The 18,657-nt window shown below is 43.7% G+C and carries 15 protein-coding genes and 1 other annotated feature; of the genes, 12 read left to right on the forward strand and 3 right to left on the reverse strand.

Going from position 1 to position 18,657, the window contains the following annotated elements:
* Window positions 1-92 precede the first annotated feature (92 nt).
* Window positions 93-2,174 carry a sigma-54 interaction domain-containing protein gene (locus NFS43_RS15430; protein ID WP_251553611.1) on the forward strand — a complete coding sequence of 694 codons (2,082 nt, stop codon included), beginning with the start codon at window positions 93-95 and terminating at the stop codon, window positions 2,172-2,174.
* 62 nt (window positions 2,175-2,236) lie between these two features.
* Here NFS43_RS15430 and pepV read toward each other — a convergent pair whose 3' ends face one another.
* Window positions 2,237-3,643: a dipeptidase PepV gene (gene pepV, locus NFS43_RS15435; RefSeq protein WP_251553613.1), complete on the reverse strand. Its 1,407-nt coding sequence runs from the start codon at window positions 3,641-3,643 to the stop codon at window positions 2,237-2,239.
* Window positions 3,644-3,903: 260 nt separating this feature from the next.
* Here pepV and NFS43_RS15440 point away from each other — a divergent pair, with 260 nt between their 5' ends.
* From NFS43_RS15440 to NFS43_RS15470, 6 genes are all read left to right on the forward strand, one after another.
* Window positions 3,904-5,550 (forward strand): peptide ABC transporter substrate-binding protein, encoded by a 1,647-nt coding sequence (locus NFS43_RS15440; RefSeq protein WP_251553615.1) that lies wholly within the window; start codon window positions 3,904-3,906, stop codon window positions 5,548-5,550.
* 113 nt (window positions 5,551-5,663) lie between these two features.
* The gene (locus NFS43_RS15445; RefSeq protein ID WP_277613952.1) at window positions 5,664-6,599 is read left to right on the forward strand and encodes an ABC transporter permease; all 936 of its coding nucleotides are present in this window, start codon (window positions 5,664-5,666) and stop codon (window positions 6,597-6,599) included.
* Between the two features lie 5 nt (window positions 6,600-6,604).
* Window positions 6,605-7,546 (forward strand): ABC transporter permease, encoded by a 942-nt coding sequence (locus NFS43_RS15450; protein ID WP_251553617.1) that lies wholly within the window; start codon window positions 6,605-6,607, stop codon window positions 7,544-7,546.
* An 82-nt stretch (window positions 7,547-7,628) separates the two neighbouring features.
* Window positions 7,629-8,636, forward strand: a complete 1,008-nt coding sequence (locus NFS43_RS15455; protein WP_251553618.1) for an asparaginase — start codon at window positions 7,629-7,631, stop codon at window positions 8,634-8,636.
* Window positions 8,637-8,737: 101 nt separating this feature from the next.
* Window positions 8,738-10,741, forward strand: a complete 2,004-nt coding sequence (locus NFS43_RS24405; protein WP_277613953.1) for an ABC transporter ATP-binding protein — start codon at window positions 8,738-8,740, stop codon at window positions 10,739-10,741.
* Between the two features lie 156 nt (window positions 10,742-10,897).
* Entirely contained in the window at window positions 10,898-11,461 is a 564-nt protein-coding gene (locus NFS43_RS15470) for a TetR/AcrR family transcriptional regulator (protein ID WP_251553620.1), read from the forward strand.
* A gap of 82 nt (window positions 11,462-11,543) precedes the next feature.
* On the opposite strand, the gene NFS43_RS15475 is transcribed toward NFS43_RS15470, so the two are convergent.
* Both NFS43_RS15475 and NFS43_RS15480 read right to left on the reverse strand, forming a co-directional pair.
* On the reverse strand, window positions 11,544-11,903 hold the full coding sequence (locus NFS43_RS15475; RefSeq protein WP_251553622.1) for a hypothetical protein: 360 nt from the start codon (window positions 11,901-11,903) through the stop codon (window positions 11,544-11,546).
* A 131-nt stretch (window positions 11,904-12,034) separates the two neighbouring features.
* Entirely contained in the window at window positions 12,035-12,286 is a 252-nt protein-coding gene (locus tag NFS43_RS15480) for an alpha/beta-type small acid-soluble spore protein (protein WP_251553624.1), read from the reverse strand.
* A 103-nt stretch (window positions 12,287-12,389) separates the two neighbouring features.
* Window positions 12,390-12,603, forward strand: a binding site (T-box leader).
* 47 nt (window positions 12,604-12,650) lie between these two features.
* On the opposite strand from NFS43_RS15480, the gene argS reads away from it, so the two are divergent.
* The 5 genes from argS (at window position 12,651) to NFS43_RS15505 (ending at window position 18,548) form a co-directional block, all read left to right on the forward strand.
* Window positions 12,651-14,345, forward strand: coding sequence for an arginine--tRNA ligase (argS, locus tag NFS43_RS15485; RefSeq protein ID WP_251553626.1), 1,695 nt, complete (start codon window positions 12,651-12,653; stop codon window positions 14,343-14,345).
* Window positions 14,346-14,416: 71 nt separating this feature from the next.
* A complete protein-coding gene (locus tag NFS43_RS15490) occupies window positions 14,417-14,878 on the forward strand; it encodes a DinB family protein (protein WP_251553628.1) in 462 nt (153 codons plus the stop codon).
* A gap of 96 nt (window positions 14,879-14,974) precedes the next feature.
* Window positions 14,975-16,162: an MFS transporter gene (locus NFS43_RS15495; protein WP_251553630.1), complete on the forward strand. Its 1,188-nt coding sequence runs from the start codon at window positions 14,975-14,977 to the stop codon at window positions 16,160-16,162.
* A 212-nt stretch (window positions 16,163-16,374) separates the two neighbouring features.
* Window positions 16,375-18,198, forward strand: a complete 1,824-nt coding sequence (locus tag NFS43_RS15500) for an APC family permease (RefSeq protein ID WP_251553632.1) — start codon at window positions 16,375-16,377, stop codon at window positions 18,196-18,198.
* A gap of 29 nt (window positions 18,199-18,227) precedes the next feature.
* Window positions 18,228-18,548 carry a hypothetical protein gene (locus NFS43_RS15505; RefSeq protein ID WP_251553634.1) on the forward strand — a complete coding sequence of 107 codons (321 nt, stop codon included), beginning with the start codon at window positions 18,228-18,230 and terminating at the stop codon, window positions 18,546-18,548.
* Window positions 18,549-18,657: the final 109 nt, after the last annotated feature.

The raw sequence follows: 18,657 nt of genomic DNA on the forward strand, positions 1-18,657 counted from the left end.
GCTATCTTATCGCGAATATTTTTGTGAAAAATGGGAGTATTATGATAATATAGTTTCCAATAGCAATTTGAACGGATAAGGGATGAGGAATTTTGCTGAAGGAAAAAAGCATACTGGTTGTCGCTTACAGGCAAAACACATTACAGGCATTTGTTACACAATTAACGGAGCTTGGTTTGCAGGAATACTTTAGCATTGATGGGCGAAAAGTAGATGAATTAGATTATGACAACTTGAAAAAGTACTCGCTGGTGCTAATCTCAAGTCCAATTATTTACAAAATGGTCAAGCCCTATTTGCCCAAGGATATGCCATACCTGATTACAAAAAGGGCCATTAATTATGCCAATATAAGAGAACTGTTAGCGGTCCCTAAGGGCACCAGTGTCTATTTGGTAAGCGATTTAAAACAATCAACGGAAGAAACAATTGAATTCCTGAAGGAATCCGGCATTGAATTAAATTTTCTCCCCTATTACTCTCATGAGGAGCCGAGAAAAGAAATTTCGATCGCGGTGACGCCGGGAGAACCGGAACTCGTACCCTCCCATATTAAACATGTCATTAATATTGGCTGCCGTTTGATTGATATATCCTCCTTAGTGGAATTATACAATCACTTTCAAATAACTTCAGATGCGTCCATGACCCATTTGTCTGCAAGATTTATGCAGTCGCTGGTGGATATCACCAAAGAGCTGAGCGAGGAAATGTTCCGCTCCAAATTATTGCAGCAGAGCTTAGAAAGCATCATTCAAAATATGGATGAGGCTGTACTGGTTTATAATAATGATTGCCAGATTGATGTGTATAATCATATAGCCGGCGAGTACCTGGAAATGAAAGAAACCGGTCAGGCAAAACCCAGTTTGTATGATGTAAATAAATCCTATCGGGATACGATTTTGAACGTGGCGGTAGGCCAAGAAAATTTTGTTGAAATGAATGGGACCACTTTTTATATTCGAAAAAAACGGATTATCATTGATGCTCAGGTTCATTCGACTCTAGTTATTTTTCGCAAAGCGGAGGATTACCGGAAAATTGAGCACGACTACCGGTTTAAAGCAAAGCAGCGGAACTTAGTTGCCAGATACCGTTTTGATGATATGATGACCGCCAGCATCCCGATGTTAAACATGATGAAGATTGCTCAAAAACTCGCAAAAAGCAATTCTACCATTTTGATTCTTGGGGAAACCGGTACAGGAAAAGAAGTTTTAGCCCAAGCGATTCATAATTATTCCCCAAGGCAGTACCAGCCGTTTATCGGAGTGAATTTTGCTGCCATATCTGAAAGCCTGATGGAAAGTGAGTTATTTGGCTATGAGCCGGGTGCCTTTACCGGTGCAAATAAAAGCGGTCATATCGGAATGTTTGAACAGGCCCATATGGGGAGCATTTTTCTTGATGAGATTGGTGACGCATCGCCTGTTATTCAAAACAGGCTGCTCCGAGTCTTGCAGGAACGGCAAATTATGCGTGTTGGAGGGGATAAGGTGATTCCCCTCGATGTAAGGGTCATCGCGGCAACCAACAAGGATCTGCGCCAGCTGATTGAGGAGGGCAAGTTCCGAGAGGATTTATATTATCGCTTAAATGTATTGCCGCTAAGGATTTTGCCATTAAGGGAGCGAAAGGAGGACATCCCGCTGTTAATTCATCATTTTATGAGGGAATTTGAAGAACAGCTGGGCAGGACATCTTTTGCTTTTTCGAAAGCAGCTATAGAATGCTGCCAGGAGTATCATTGGCCTGGGAATGTCAGAGAGCTTCGAAATGTTGTGGAATATGCGGCCCATATTTCTGGTGATGTCGTTTATAAGGAAGAATTGCCATTTTGGACAGGTACCTTTTCCTATTTTCAGCCAGACCAGCAAATGACGGAGGCGTTAGCAGCCATTGGAGAGGATTTGCAGAATAAAGGATTTCTGGCAGAAACATTGGCGCTGCTCGAATTTTTAAACTCCGAAAATATCCCATCAGCAGGCAGAGCCGTCATGCTGGACTATTTGAATCAGAAGGGTTATCGCCTGACGGACACTCAGCTGCGATATCGTCAAGGTCTCTTGCATAATTATGAACTGATCGTGATTGAAAAAGGACGAAAAGGAACCAAAATTGCTGAAAAGGGCAGAAGATTTCTTGAATTCTATGAAAAAAGCAAGTGCTGATCTGCACTTGCTTTTTTGGGCAAGGAAAGCATTTACCTTTCCTAGAAGCCGGCGAGTTTTCTTTATGAATCGAGATTGGCAAGATGAAAAATCGCATTTGCATAAATGGCGGCCGCCAGGTAAAGGTCATCCATTTCCACATATTCATTTTTTTGATGAGCTGTGTTTGCTTTTCCTGGAAACACGGCCCCATAGGCAACACCGTTTCCAATGAAACGGGCATAGGTAGCGCCGCCAGTGGTTAATAATTTTGCTGGCTGATAGGTCTCTTCCTCATAGGCTTTCTGAAGCACTTTAATCACCGGGTGGTTTTTTTCGACATGGTGTGGTTTTTTCTCCCGTATTTCTTCTACTTCAAATCCATATTCCTGTACAGCTTCACTTAACTTTTCGATCGTCCTTAAGTAAGGAGTTTCAACGGGGCATCGGATATTTAATGAAATGACTGCTTGCTCACTCGGATGATAATGAAAGATGCCTGCATTAACAGTAAGTGGTCCAGTGATTTCGTCATGGAAGGCAATATTTAATTTTTTACCGAAAAAGTCATCGGCTAAACAATCTGCCATAAATTGCAGATAAGGATGGCTGACAATGGAATGGGTGACAAGAAATTGGGCCAGCTTCAGTCCGGCATTTATTCCTTTAAACGGCTCCATTCCATGAGCTGATTTTCCTTTTAATGTTAATTGCAGAATTCCGCCAGATCCTGTAGTGGATGACTCTAAATTCTCATTGCCGGCAAATTGACTAAATTCCTCTTTAATCTTGTTTAGCTGCCCGCCTTTAATCTCGGCAGAGGCATAGTCGGGGACCATATTCCCTTTTTCTCCGGAATGGAAAGATACTAAAACCGTTCCATTGTCCGCAGCCCCCTCCTGTTTCCACTTTAAAATGGCATTGATTTGCCCTTTTTCGGCATGGATGATCGGAAACTCTGCATCAGGTGCAAAGCCGGTTAACGGTTCTGGTTCGGATTGCACGTATTTTCTCATGCAGGACATGCCGCTTTCCTCGTCGGTGCCGAAGATGATGCGGACACGATGTTTTAATGGAAGGTGATTTTCTTTGATGATTTTTAGCGCATAGTAGGCAGCCAGCGTCGGCCCTTTATCATCAATCGCCCCGCGGGCATATAGTTTCCCGTCCTGCAGGTAAGGGGAAAACGGATCATGGTCCCATTGGCCTGTTGCCGGCACCACATCCAAATGACAAAGGATGGCAATATATTGGGACGCATCTTCAGGCCCTAACTCTGCGAAACCAACGAGATTATCGATGTTTTTAGTCCGAAAGCCATCCCGCTCGGCCTTGGCTAACATGAGATCGAGTGCCTGTTTGACGTTGTTTCCCATGGGGGTCCCTTCTGTTGAATCTGCTAAGTCTTTGACACTGGGGACTTTTAATAAGTCCGTTAAATCCTCTAATAATAAATCTTTTCGTTGGTCAACTTCCTGTTTCCAATTCAAGTTTGATTCCTCCTTTGCTTTCCATCCTAATGTTCATGCAATTTTTATACCAAAATTTTTCCGCTCATTTCCTTGCAAGAACCAATAAATAGGCTAACCCATTAACAGAAACAACTGGCTAATTGGGTGAATTGGCCTATCCAATAATTTTTTAAAAATCCATACTAATTATAATTTTCGGAATTAAAATAGGGGTTTTGAAAGTTGGCACGGAACTTGCAAGATAATTAATCGACATATTTTTTAGAGGAGGAATGAAAATGGTCAAAAAATGGCCGAAAATATTTGGAGTCATGTTAGCAGGATTAATGATTGTCTTGGCGGGATGTAATTTTCAAGAAAGTTCATCAGGGGAAAAGGGCGAGAAAGAAACAGCGAAAGCAGATAAAAAGGCTGAAAATGTCCTGAATCTAAGCCTGGAGAATGATATTCCAGATTTAAACCAAGTCAAAACCACAGATACGATTTCTTTTTCTATTTTAAATAACATCATGGAAGGACTTTACCGGATCAATAAAGACAATGAACCGGAGCCGGCTATGGCCAAAAGCTATGATGTTTCAGAAGATGGCCTGACGTATACGTTCCACTTGCGCGATAACGTGAAGTGGAGTGATGGCACCCCCATAACAGCCAATGATTTTAAATACTCTTGGCTAAGAGCGATGAATCCGGATACGGCGGGATCCTACTCGTTTATTTTGGCCGATTACATTAAGGGCGGAACGGCGTTTGCGGCGGGGGAAGCCGGGGCAGATACGGTGGCGATTGATGCTAAGGATGATCAAACATTAGTGGTTCAGCTTGAAAAGCCAACGCCATTTTTTGTCAGCTTAACTGCTTTTGTTACGTATTTTCCGTTAAATGAAAAGTTCGTCACGGAAAAAGGCGACCAATTTGCCTTAACCAATGACAATATTCTTTACAATGGCCCCTATGTATTAACGAAGTATGATCAAGCAAGCGGGGTCGAGCTAGAGAAAAATCCCGAGTATTGGGATAAGAAAAATGTGGCCGTTGACAAAGTCAACTTAAAGGTCATTAAAGAACAAAGTACGGCTTTAAATCTCTATGAGGCAGGGGAACTTGACAGGGTTATATTATCATCTGCTGATGTCAACTCGTATAAGGACAGTAAAGAGTTTAAAACTGAAACAGAATTTACTTCGTACTATATCCAATTTAACTTAGGCAAGGATCCAATCAGCAATACTAATATCCGCAAAGCGCTGCAATTGGCCTATGATCCAAAGACACTGACCGATGTCGTATTAAATAACGGTTCAGAGCCGGCAACAGGGTTAATCGCACCAAAAATGACAGGGGCAGATGGAAAATCATTTAGGGAGCTGCAGGGCGATGTTGTGAAGCCAGATGTGAAGAAGGCGAAAGAGCTTTGGGAGCAGGGAGTCAAAGAACTTGGTAAAACACCAGAAATTACCTTATTGACGGCTGACGATACGGTTTCCAAAGACACCGGCACCTTCCTGCAAAGTGAATATAAGAAAAACTTAGGGATCGATATTCAATTAGTAACGAAACCATACAGCGGCAGACTGCAAACGATGCGTGACAACGATTACCAAATGGTTGTTTCTAAATGGGGAGCGGACTACAACGACCCAATGACCTATTTAGACCTATGGATGTCACCGGCAATTCCATTCCGCGGCAATTATGCCAATCCGAAGTATGATGAGCTAGTGACAGCTGCCAAGAATGAAGTGGATGAAAAAGTCCGGATGGACAAGCTGATGGAAGCGGAAAAAATCCTTCTTAAAGATGATGCGGTATTGGGAACACTGTACTACCAAGGAACAGCATTCCTAGAAAAACCATACTTAAAAGGACTTGTGACACATCCATCTGGCTCGCCATTAGATTTAAAATATGCATCCGTTCAATAGGAATGAGTATATTCACCTAGAGGATGTTCATATAAGTTTTCATAACTGAACTGGAGGAGAGGGCGTCCTCTTCTCCTGTTTGTTATAACCCCGCAAAAGTGGAGGTGCAAACGATGAAAAAATATGTAGTTATTAGGTTGATAAATATTGTCCTTACGCTGTTTGTCATTGCGACCGTTACTTTTTTCTTAATGAAGCAGCTGCCAGGCTCGCCGTTTGATGAGGAAAAATTGGCCGTTTTATCAGATAATCAACGGGCCGAATTCCTTTCGCGTTATGGGTTAGATAAACCAGTGACAACCCAGTATGTTTTATACCTCAAGAATCTGGCACAGGGCGACCTCGGCACCTCTTATTATTTTAAAGGGCAGAGTGTTGTATCGATCCTGGCCGACCGGATTGGCCCATCGGCGCTGATTGGGACACAGGCGGTGATATTAGGGCTGACCATTGGCATTATCCTCGGAATTGTCGCTGCCTTTCGGCATAATACATTTTGGGATTATTCCACCATGTTTGTTGCGGTACTCGGGGTATCGGTCCCAAACTTTGTTTTTGCGGCACTGCTGCAATACTATGTTGGCCTCAAGCTTGGACTTCTCCCGGTGGCATTTTGGGAATCTTATTCAAGCTCGATCATGCCAAGTATCGCCTTGACTTTGGGCGTTGTTGCCACAATCGCCCGGTATACCAGAAATGAAATGCTCGAGGTTCTGGGACAGGATTACATGCTGACGGCGAAAGCAAAAGGCGTCAAACGGATCAAAGTGATTTACAAGCATGCGATCCGAAATGCGCTCATTCCAGTCGTCACCGTTTTAGGCCCCATTACGGTCAGTTTATTAACGGGTTCTCTCGTTATTGAAAATATTTTTGGCGTGCCAGGGATTGGAAGTCTGTTTGTTGATTCGATTAAAGTGAACGATTATACGACGATTATGGGGCTGACCCTATTCTATAGTGCTTTTTTTGTTTTAACCATGCTGGTAATCGATTTATTATACGGTCTAATTGATCCAAGAATCCGCGTAAGCGGTGTAAAGGAGTGAACAGTATGAAAAACGCTGAATCACTTGTTGCCGATGAATTTTCAGATGATTTGTTTGAAGTGGCGGGCCGCCGGGAAGAAGACAGTGAAAAAATCAGCCGTCCTCCTATGTCTGCCATTAAGGATAGCTGGATGCGGCTGAAGAAAAATAAAGGGGCAGTGATTAGTCTAGTTATCTTAATCATTATGACTCTATTGGCCATTGTTGGTCCGCATCTGACTGAGTACAAGTATTATGAAACCGATTATGGCGCTTCCTATCAGCCGCCTAATTCGGATCACTGGCTGGGAACGGATAAATTCGGGCGGGATCAGTGGACAAGAATATGGCAGGGGACAAGAATTTCGCTTTATATTGCCTTTTTAGCCGCGTTGCTTGATTTGGTGATTGGGGTCACCATCGGAGCCGTTTCCGCTCTTTTGGGAGGGAAGGTGGATCATTTCTTTCAGCGCCTCATTGAAGTTTTAGTAGGAATTCCGCATCTGATTGTGGTTATTTTGCTGATCATGCTCATGAAGCCAGGGATTATTACCATCACCATCGCCATGGTCATCACAGGCTGGGTCAATATGGCCAGGCTGGTCCGGGCACAGATTTTTAAACTAAAGGGACAGGAATTTGTCTTGGCGGCAAAATCACTAGGGTCCTCCAATTCCAGATTAATTCTGCATCATCTAATCCCCAATACCATAGGATTAATTGTTATCAATATGATGTTCACCATTCCATCCGCTATTTTCACGGAGGCCTTTTTAAGCTTTATCGGCCTGGGCCTACAAGAACCCCATGCCTCTCTAGGGGTCCTAATCAATGACGGGTTTAAGGGAATGAGGAACCAGTTTTATTTGCTCGCCTATCCAGCAGTGGTGATCATTGCCATCATGGTCAGCTTTAATATCCTGGCTGACGGCTTGCGCGATGCATTAGATCCAAAAATGAGAAGGTAAGAAAAGCGGAATCCACCGCCTTTCTGCTATTTTTAACACGAGTAATCTACTAAAATTTATAGAAATACGAAGGTGAATAGTGATGGGAAAACCAATTAAAGTCTATCGTGGAGCTTATCTTGAAAGTACACATAACATGCATGCTGCAGTCGTTAATTCAAAAGGAGAATTGCTGTATTCGTATGGAGATCCTGACAGGCTAACCTTCCCGAGATCGTCGATGAAGCCATTTCAAGCCGTCCCTGTTTTAGAAACAGGTGCTGCGGATGCCTTTGGTTTTGAAACAGCTGACGTTTCGCTCATTTGTGCTTCCCATAACGGGGAACAGCGGCATCGTGAGCGAGTCATGAGTATTATTAGCCGGATCCATTTGGGGGAAAATCATTTGCAGTGCGGAACGCATATTCCCAGAGATTTAGAAAGCTATAAAGCCTTAATCAGAGCTGGCGGAGAACTGACGCCAGTTTACAGCAACTGTTCAGGAAAGCATTCAGGAATGCTGACGGCCGTTGTCCATATGAACGAGGATGTGGACAGTTACCGTGAAGTAAGTCATCCTCATCAGCAGCGAATTCTTCAGGCCATTGAAGATATCTGTCAATACCCTAAAGAGAAAATTGACATTGGCGTAGATGGCTGCGGGGTGCCGGTGCACCGTTTGCCATTAAGAAATACAGCGTTGGGGTATGCCCGATTAGCGAATCCGTTTCAAACAGAATCCGGCGGCCACTCCGAAACACTTAATCGAATTTGCCAGGCGATGATGAAGCATCCGGAAATGGTTGCGGGAGAAGACCGATTTGACACCGATGTGATGCAGGCCTTCGCTGGAAAAATTGTTTCCAAAGGGGGCGCTGAGGGAGTTCAATGCCTCGGTGTTGTAGGAGAAGACATTGGAATTACTGTTAAAATCGAAGACGGGAATGCCCGGGCTGTCAGCGCGGTAGCCCTAGAGATCCTAAAACAATTAGGAATTGGCGATGAAGCTGTTTATCAAAAGCTTGATCAATATGTGCATACCCCTGTTTTAAATACAAGAAATGATCAGATTGGCCGCATAGATGTTGAGTTTAAACTGGTGAAGCATTAATGCTGGAGAATGCCAGCTAAGTTCAATGCTGCCATCATGCTTTTTTAAAAAGGGATTTAATTTCTAAAGGTTTTTGATGGTAGAAAGGAAGGGAACTCATGGTGGAAAAATTACTGGAAGTAAAGGACCTGCATGTATCTTTTCACACATATGCCGGTAAGGTTCAGGCTGTCAGAGGGGTGAACCTCTATTTAAATAAAGGAGAAACTCTTGCCATTGTAGGAGAGTCAGGTTCAGGAAAGTCGGTCACTTCCAAAAGTATTATGAAGCTGCTTCCTGCGCAATCTGCGAAAATTGAATCAGGACAAATCCTTTTTGAAGGAAAAGACCTTGTGGGCTTTTCCGAGGGTGAAATGGAGCGGATTCGCGGAAAAGAGATCTCGATGATTTTCCAGGATCCGATGACGGCGCTGAATCCAACCATGACGGTGGGGAAACAAATCGCAGAAAGTATTATGACTCACCAACAGGTCCACAAAAAAGAAGCGCAGCAAAAAACGGTGGAATTATTAAAAATGGTCGGAATCCCCAATCCGGAAATCCGGCTCCATCAATACCCGCACCAATTTTCCGGAGGGATGCGGCAGCGTGTTGTCATTGCGATTGCGTTAGCGTGCAGCCCAAAAGTAATTATTGCCGATGAGCCGACCACGGCCTTGGATGTAACCATTCAAGCGCAAATTCTGGATCTGATGAAAGACATTCAAAAGAAAATGGGCACCTCCATCATCATTATTACCCATGATTTAGGGGTGGTCGCCAATATTGCTGATCGTGTGGCAGTGATGTACGCTGGGAAAATTATTGAAACAGGCAAAGTGGAAGAGGTATTTTATAACCCGCAGCATCCCTATACTTGGGGGCTGCTTGGCTCCATGCCCAATATGGAAACTAAGGAAGAGCTGGCAGCCATTCCGGGGACTCCTCCAGATTTAATTGATCCTCCGAAAGGGGATCCGTTTGCTGAACGAAATGACCATGCTTTAAAAATTGACTATCTGCGGGAGCCTCCGATGTTTAAGCTGTCAGAAACCCATTATGCCGCTACATGGCTGCTTCATGAAAAGGCGCCTAAAATCGAACGAACAGCAAGTGTCAGGAGGCCATTAAAGGCCATTGGGATGAAGAAAACTCCAGAAAAACAGCTGGAACCGCTGATTGAAATTAAACATTTAAAAAAGTACTTTCACACAGGAAAGAAGGAAGTATTAAAAGCTGTCGATGATGTTTCATTTACCATTTTTAAAGGAGAAACCTTAGGGCTGGTAGGCGAGTCTGGATGCGGCAAATCAACAACAGGAAGAACCATCATGCAGCTCTATGAGGCAACAGGGGGAGAAGTTCTTTTCCACAACAAAAAGGTGCATGAGCAGAAAAGCTCTTCACAGCTTAAAGAGTTTAATCGGAAAGTGCAAATGATTTTCCAGGATCCATACTCTTCCTTAAATCCAAGAAAAACAGTCGCGGATATTATTGCGGAAGGGCTTGATATTCATGGGCTTGTAACGACGAAAAAAGAACGGCAAGACAGAATATACCGCCTCCTGGAAACTGTAGGACTAAATAAGGATCATGCAGGCAGGTATCCTCATGAATTTTCAGGAGGCCAGCGCCAGAGAATTGGCATTGCCCGCGCATTAGCGGTGGAGCCCGAATTTATTATTGCAGACGAACCGATCAGTGCCTTGGATGTGTCCATTCAAGCGCAGGTTGTCAATTTATTGAAAAAGCTGCAGACGGATAAGGGACTGACCTATTTATTTATCGCCCATGATCTTTCCATGGTTAAACATATCAGTGATCGGGTCGGGGTTATGTATTTAGGTGGTATCGTAGAACTGGCAAGCTCCGATGATTTATATGCAGAACCGCTTCACCCATACACCCAGGCCCTGCTATCGGCAGTCCCGGTTCCGGATCCTTTGGTGGAAAAACAAAGAGAACGGATCATCCTTCAAGGGGATCTTCCCTCGCCCAGCAATCCGCCTAGCGGGTGCCGGTTCAGAACCCGCTGCCCGATGGCAACAGAAAGATGCTCGCAGGAAATGCCGGTTTGGAAAGAGGCCAAGCCTCACCACTGGGTAGCCTGCCATCTATTTGATTAAATGAAATAGACGTCCTTTTAATGACCCATGTTGTCGCCATCGTTCGCCATGGGTCTTTTCGTATGGGCAAAATTGAAACCGGATTGGATATATGATATAGTAAAATTATCACAAATGACTATAAAACTAATTTAGTCAAAAAGGAGGGACCATCTAATGGCTCCCGATCGGAGAAAAATGATTGTCGAAGCTGCAACCAAATCTTTTTCGTTGTTTGGCTATAAAGCCACAACGATGGATCAGGTGGCAAAGCTGGCCAATGTGGGAAAAGGGACCATTTATACTTTTTTTAAAAACAAAGAAGAGCTGTTTGAAGAGATTATTTCCTCTTTAGTAAAAGAAATGATCGCTGAAGCTGAAGCAGTTTTGCAGCCTGATTTGCCTTTTACGGAAAATGTCCATCGCGGGCTGTATCGAATCCTGGAATTCCGTTCCCGGCATCAGTTGATGATTAAGCTTGCACAGGAAGAGAAAGAAATGGGAACGATCGCTGTTTCGGACATGCTTCAGCATGTGGAAGATGAAATCATAGCCTATTTAAAGCAAAAAATGGAAGCCGCGATTGCAAAAGGGGCTATCCCGCAGTTGAACTCGGAAATTACCAGCTTCCTGCTGTTAAAAATGTATATTGCACTAGTGTCTGATTGGGAAAAGAAGCATGAGCCCCTCAGCTCGAGCGAGATTGCCGAAATTATGAAAGGCTTCTTGCTGCACCAATAATCCAGACATAAAAAGAAGAGGACCCCTTGCCTCTTCTTTTTTTAGCCGATATACGGCGCTGACCAGGGCGCTTGCGCTTTTCTTATTTAGCAATGTTCTTTTGGGCGGTTTTCCGGCTGCTGCGGGCTCCACCCTCAATCAAGGTCAGCGGCGGAGCGCCCTCTCTTTTGGCAAATTTTCCGTTTGTGTATTTGCCGGTCGATAAAACCATAAACTGCCCCCGTTTGCTATGATGAGCCTGTTCTGACATCAGCGATAAAAATGTTCCCGCTAAAATAGCTGAAAAAGAAGCAAAAAGTATCCCGAAACCTAACCCGGTGAAAAAATAGTTAACAAAACCATTGGTAAGAAATCCTGTTGCTAAAAAAATGATTCCAAGCCAGCTTGCATAATAAGCTGTTTTTTTCATAAATAATAACGCTTGTAAATGTTTTTTATGCAAACCCTTTCACCCCTTTGTTATGAATAGTTTACCACCATTTGTCACAAAATTGTCAAATTTTTTTGAAAAAAGTGATTGAAATTTAATTTGGAAGTCAATAATGAAGGACCGTTAAAAGGTCCTTTCATTTGTTAAGGCTTCGTTAAGTTTTGCTGTGCCATTTTGACGAGTTCACGGACCATGCTGCCGCCAAGCCTGCCCCCGACTTTTCCGGCTTGTTCGGATGTGAGCTGGCCGTTATAGCCCTTTTTGAGAGGAACGCCTACTTCTCGGGCTGCCTCAAATTTGGCGATATCGGGGTTATTGGCTTGAACGATCATTGCCTTCAACTGGTCCAGGCCATTTCTGGCTTCTGGAACCAAAATTTTATTTCGTCTGGCCATCGATATCCCTCCTTTGTTCATTAGGATTTCCGAATAGAAAAAATTCATCATCCTCTGGTAAATGCCGTATGTTTCCAGTATAATATCTGGTAATTACTACAAAAGAAAATCAATGACAAAGAGAGTAGTTATCTGGGTAGCTAAAAGCGAGTCGGGGACGGTGGAAGCCTGATGGGATCAGATAATGAACCGCACTTTGGAGATGCTTGCCTAAAAAAGAGTAGGGCACGCCGGAGGATGCTCCGTTATGCAGATAAGTTGGTTCAATTTGGACAATTAGAGTGGTACCGCGGGAAATAACAGCTCTCGTCTCTTTTTAATAAGAGGCGGGAGTTTTTTGTTTTTTAAAAGGGAGGACATTAGGATGAATTTTAAGAAGAAGTTTGCGGAGGAGCTCTACGCAGCATTGGATGGAGCCATCGAAGCAGCTGAACTCGAACAGTTGATTGAGAAACCAAAGACCCAGCAGCACGGTGATTTGGCATTTCCTTGTTTTTCGCTGGCAAAAATGCAGCGGAAAGCACCCCATCTGATTGCCCAAGAGCTCGCTGGAAAGATCCAATCAAGGGTATTTGAAAAAATGGAAGTCGTTGGGGCCTATATTAATGTGTTTTTAAATAAACAGCAGGTTGCTGCGGATATCTTAAACCAAATCATTTCCCAGCAGGGCGAATACGGGACACAAAAGGAGGGGAATGGCGGCAAGGTGACGATCGACCTGTCTTCGCCTAATATTGCCAAGCCGTTTTCCATGGGGCACCTGCGTTCGACTGTAATCGGAAATGCCCTTGCCCTTATTGTAGAAAAATGCGGCTTTCAGCCAATCAAAATCAACCATCTAGGCGACTGGGGCACCCAGTTTGGCAAGCTCATCAGTGCCTATAAACGCTGGGGTAATCCAGAAAAAGTCAAGCAAAACCCGATTAAGGAATTATTGTCCCTGTATGTTCAGTTTCATGCGGAAGCAGAAGCCAACCCAGCGCTGGACGACGAGGGAAGAAGCTGGTTTAAAAAGCTCGAGGACGGCGACGAAGAGGCATTGGCCCTTTGGCAATGGTTCCGGGATGAGTCTTTAAAAGAATTTTCCCGAATATATGAACTGATGGGCGTACAATTTGATTCCTATGCTGGCGAAGCCTTTTACAACGATAAAATGGACCGGATTGTCAAGCTCCTTGAGGAGAAGGAGCTGCTTGTTGAGTCCAATCAAGCCCAGGTAGTGGAGCTGAATGAAGAACAGCTGCCGCCTTGCCTAATTAAGAAATCAGATGGAGCGACGCTTTATGCCACCCGTGACCTGGCGGCAGCCCTTTACCGCAAGGAGCATTACGATTTTTCCCAATCCCTGTATGTGGTCGGCCATGAGCAAAGCCTGCATTTTAAACAGTTAATTGCCGTCCTGAAAAAAATGGGCTTTGATTGGGCGGACAAAATGGTCCATATTCCATTTGGGATGATGTTAAAGGACGGGAAGAAAATGTCCACCCGGAAAGGCAAGGTTGTCCTATTGGAAGAAGTGCTGGCAGAGTCTATCGAGATGGCCCGCTCCAACATTGAGGAAAAAAATCCGACTTTAAAAAATAAAGAGGAAGTGGCCAAACAAGTTGGTGTCGGAGCGGTTATTTTTCATGATTTAAAAAATTACCGGATGAATGATATTGAATTCTCATTAGAGGAAATGCTTCGTTTTGAAGGAGAAACCGCCCCTTACGTCCAATATACCTTTGCGAGAGCTTGTTCCATTCTGCGGAAAGCCGGCTGGAAGCTGGAGACCCCCGCTCAAGCGTATCAAACATCGTGGGAAAAGGAATGGAAGGTTGTCAGTTTGTTGATGGAATTCCCTTCCGCCATTAAGCGGGCCTGCGAAAATTACGATCCGTCCCTCGTTGCCAAATACATTATCGACCTGGCGCAGGTGTTTAATAAATATTATGCCGAGGTCAAGGTATTGGAGGAAAGCCCGGAGAGGGAAGCACGCCTGGCTCTAGTTTGCAGTGTAACGGTGGTCCTTAAGGAAGGCTTGCGCTTGCTGGGTATTTCTGCACCCGAAGAAATGTAAATCATTTTATTTCTATTGGGAGCCTGATTGGTATAAAATGGTTTTAGATATATGGATGGGAGGCAATGGGAGTGAGTGAGCAATTATTTAAAACGATGGAACTGACAAGGAGCTATTTTTTAAAAACGGTTAATGGATTGGATGAAGCCGTTGTGGATGTGCAGCCGGAAGGCTTTAACAACAATATTCATTGGCATATCGGCCATGTGTTAACCACAGCGGAACAATTTATGTTTGGTTTTCCAAAGAAATCAACTCAACTGCCTGAACGGTATATTGAATTATTTGCATCAGGAACAAAACCTGCAGACTGGAAGGGGGAAATTCCGTCTGTTCAGGAATTAGCCGCAAAGCTGGAGGATCAGTTAAAGCGGATGAAGGAAATCCCAGCTGAGAGCTTTAATGAGCGCCTTAAGACTCCGTTTCTTGGCCAAGAAACCTTTGGGGAACTAACAAGCTTTGCCTTGTTTCATGAAACGATGCACTTGGGGCAAATACAAGCGATGAAGCGCGCCGTTGTGGCTGCGTGGTAATAATGATCTAAAAAACGTTTCTACTTTTTGTAGAGGCGTTTTTCCTTTGTTTTTAACGGCATAGGGGTAAACTACAGAAAAAAGTGAGGAAGCTTAATGGAACAACAGATTGGAAAACCGAAAGAGAGAATTTGGACAAAGGATTTTATTTTAATTGTTTGTGCCAATTTTTTTATCTTCCTTGGATTTCAAATGACGCTGCCAACTATTCCTCTATATGTAGAGGAATTAGGAGGGAATAATCAATTAATTGGTGTGGTCGTCGGAATTTTTACATTCTCTGCGTTGCTGCTTCGGCCCTTTGCCGGCAATTGGCTGGAGACAAAAGGGAGAGGGATTGTGTACTTATCAGGGCTGGTCATATTCGTGATATCCGTGGGGTCCTTTGGGTTTTTGGCCGGCATTTCCCTCTTATTTATGATGCGTGTTGTCCAAGGAATCGGCTGGGGATTTTCGACAACGGCCTCGGGCACCATCGCAACGGACTTAATTCCTCCTTCCCGGCGCGGGGAAGGTTTGGGCTATTATGGAGTATCGGGTAATATTGCCATGGCCATCGGGCCGGCACTAGGTCTTACATTAACCGGATTTTTGCCCTTCAAGCAATTATTTTTGATCTGTGCCGGCTTGGGCTTAATGGCATTTATATTGTCATCAAGAATTAAATACAAGAAAGTAGTGCCTGGAACTGTGAAGACCAAGCTTGCCATTTATGAAAAAAGTGCGTTAAAACCGTCACTTCTGCTGTTCTTTCTGACGGTTACCTTTGGCGGGATTGCTACCTTCCTGCCTTTATATACGGCAGAGAAGCAGATTGCCGGCATACAATTGTATTTTCTTCTTTATGCCTTAGCCACATTGGCAACGAGAATGTTTGCCGGACAACTCTATGACCGCAAAGGGCATACAGCTGTGTTTGCACCGGGAAGCCTGTTGATTTTAATCGCTATGCTGCTGCTGGCATGGCTTCCAAACAACATGGTGCTTTATACGGCAGCCGTTCTTTATGGTCTGGGATTTGGATCCGTTCAGCCAGCATTGCAGGCCTGGGCCATTGAAAAAGCCCCAATGACGCGGAGGGGCTTGGCAAATGCCACATTCTTTTCATTTTTTGATTTAGGGGTCGGCATAGGCGCCATGATGTTTGGGCAAATTGGCCAGTTTTTTGGATATAGCAGTATTTATAAGACGTCTGCTATTTCGGTGCTGATTTCTATTCTCCTTTACGCTTTTTTTGTTTATAAGGAACGGAAAGGCCGTGTAGGCGTAGTGGAGCAAGGATAATGTTTCTTTTGTTTGCTGTGCGGAACAAAATCCGCACAGCTTTTTTATTGGTTATTGGTAATAATAGGATGGCGCCTTTTTTTGCAAATGAAGGAGAATAATAATAGCAAGTCTTGCAGACAATTGTCCGTTTATTGTAAAAATAAGCTTCTACTTTTTACCATAGATATGATAAAATCAATCGGTATTTTACTTCAGGTAGGTGACAGCTTGTGCTTTCTTCCTTTAAGCGATTATTAATTGGCCGGCCATTAAAATCAACAGAGCTCGGCGAACAGAAATTGAATATTTTCAAGGCATTGGCCATTTTGTCTTCAGATGCCCTATCATCAGTCGCCTATGGTACAGAACAAATTTTGATTGTACTAGCGACAATTGGGACCATTGCTTTTTGGTATTCTATACCGATTGCGGTTGCCGTATTGTTTCTATTGGCGGCTCTGATTTTATCTTATCGGCAAATCATTTTTTCTTACCCCCAAGGGGGCGGAGCGTATCTTGTTTCTAAAGAAAATATCAGTGAAAAAGCAGGGCTTATTGCTGGCGGCTCTTTATTAGTCGATTACATCCTGACAGTCGCAGTAAGTGTGTCTGCGGGAACGGATGCAATTACTTCCGCGTTCCCAACTCTGCACCCTTATACCGTCTTGATTGCATGTATTCTAGTGGCCTTTATCACCATTCTAAATCTCCGCGGAATTACAGAATCAGCGACTGTCTTAGCCTATCCGGTCTATTTATTTGTGATTGGATTAGTTATCTTAATTGGAGGCGGCCTATTTAAAATAGCGGCTGGTGATGTGCCGGCAGAGCATCATGTGGCACTCGGGACACCGATACAGGGCATTACCTTGTTTTTGCTGCTGCGTGCCTTTGCTTCTGGCTGTTCGGCTCTTACCGGCGTAGAGGCCATTTCCAATGCCATTCCCAATTTTAAAGAACCTGCTCCCAAAAATGCAGCCAAGACACTTATTTTAATGGGCACTCTTTTAGCGATTCTATTTTCCGGTATTACCTATTTAGCGTATTACTATGGAATTGCCCCAAAACATGATGAAACGGTTGTGTCGCAAATTGCCAAAGCGACATTCGGACGTGGATATCTCTACTTCTTTATCCAAGGAACCACGGCACTCATTTTGGTGCTGGCTGCCAATACGGGCTTTTCAGCATTTCCGCTGTTGGCGTATAACTTGGCCAAGGATAAGTTTATGCCAAGACAATTCACAATGAGAGGCGACCGGCTTGGCTATTCAAACGGAATTCTGTCGCTTGGGATTGCTTCGATCCTATTGATTATTGCCTTCCGTGGACAGACCGAACATTTAATTCCGCTTTATGCTGTCGGCGTATTTATCCCATTTACCCTGTCACAGACGGGGATGATTCTTAAATGGGTCCGCCAAAGACCGGCTGGCTGGGTGGCGAAACTAACGGCCAATTTAATTGGCGCGTTCATAACGTTAACGGTATTAATTATTCTTTTTATCACAAGGTTTGCCCAAGTGTGGTTTGTGGTCATCTTCCTTCCGATAATTGTCTTGGTATTCATAAGAATCTATCGGCATTATGAAGCGGTTGGGGAACAATTAAGAATCAATCCTGAACAAATGGCCGATGAAATCAAAGGGAATGTCATTATTGTTCCGGTTGCCGGCATTACCAAGGTAGTGGAGAACTCGATCAACTATGCCAAGTCGATCACTGATCAAACCTATGCGGTTTATGTATCGTTTGACAGGGAAGATGAGAGGCGCTTTGAAGAAAAATGGAATCAATGGCATCCGGAAGTACGGCTCGTTACGTTACAATCGCATTATCGGAGCGTTTTGCAGCCATTGTCAAAATTTATTGATATCATTGACCATAAAGCAAAAGAGAATGACTATCAGGTTACGGTATTGATACCTCAATTCATTCCAAAGAAAAACTGGCATCATATTTTGCACAATCAATCCAGTATCATGATTCGCGCGTACTTGCTTTATAAAAAGAACGTCATCGTTTCAACACTGCCGTACCACTTTGTGAAGTGACGATAGTGCGGCCTGGGGAGGAGAGGGCGATGGATTTTTTAATAGAAAATAAATGGGCCATTTTAGTGAGCCTTGAGGTCTTAGCTTGGTCATCCACTTTTTTTCTGCTTTACGCCAGGTATGGCCTAAAGTCGGACTTTTGGTTTAAAGTGGCGGCTGTATTATTTGCCATGACCGGAGTCATCCCCCAAGTGTTAATGGGAATTATCAATTTTATCTCCACAAAAAAAATCGACCTATTCACGCTGATCATCGTTCTGCTTCTCTTATATGGCTTCACCATTGGGAGACAACATGTCAAAAAGCTGGACGATTGGGCAAAAGCGAAGTTTACAAAACAGGGGTCATAAAGCGTACTAAAAAAACCACCTAATTGGTGGTTTTCAGATTGTCGAGAAAGGGTATTTTTCTCGGCAATTTTTTATTATCACAGAATCTAAATACCAAATTTATTGATTG

This window comes from Neobacillus muris (genome assembly GCF_943193175.1).
Classification (GTDB): Bacteria; Bacillota; Bacilli; order Bacillales; family Cytobacillaceae; genus Neobacillus; species Neobacillus muris.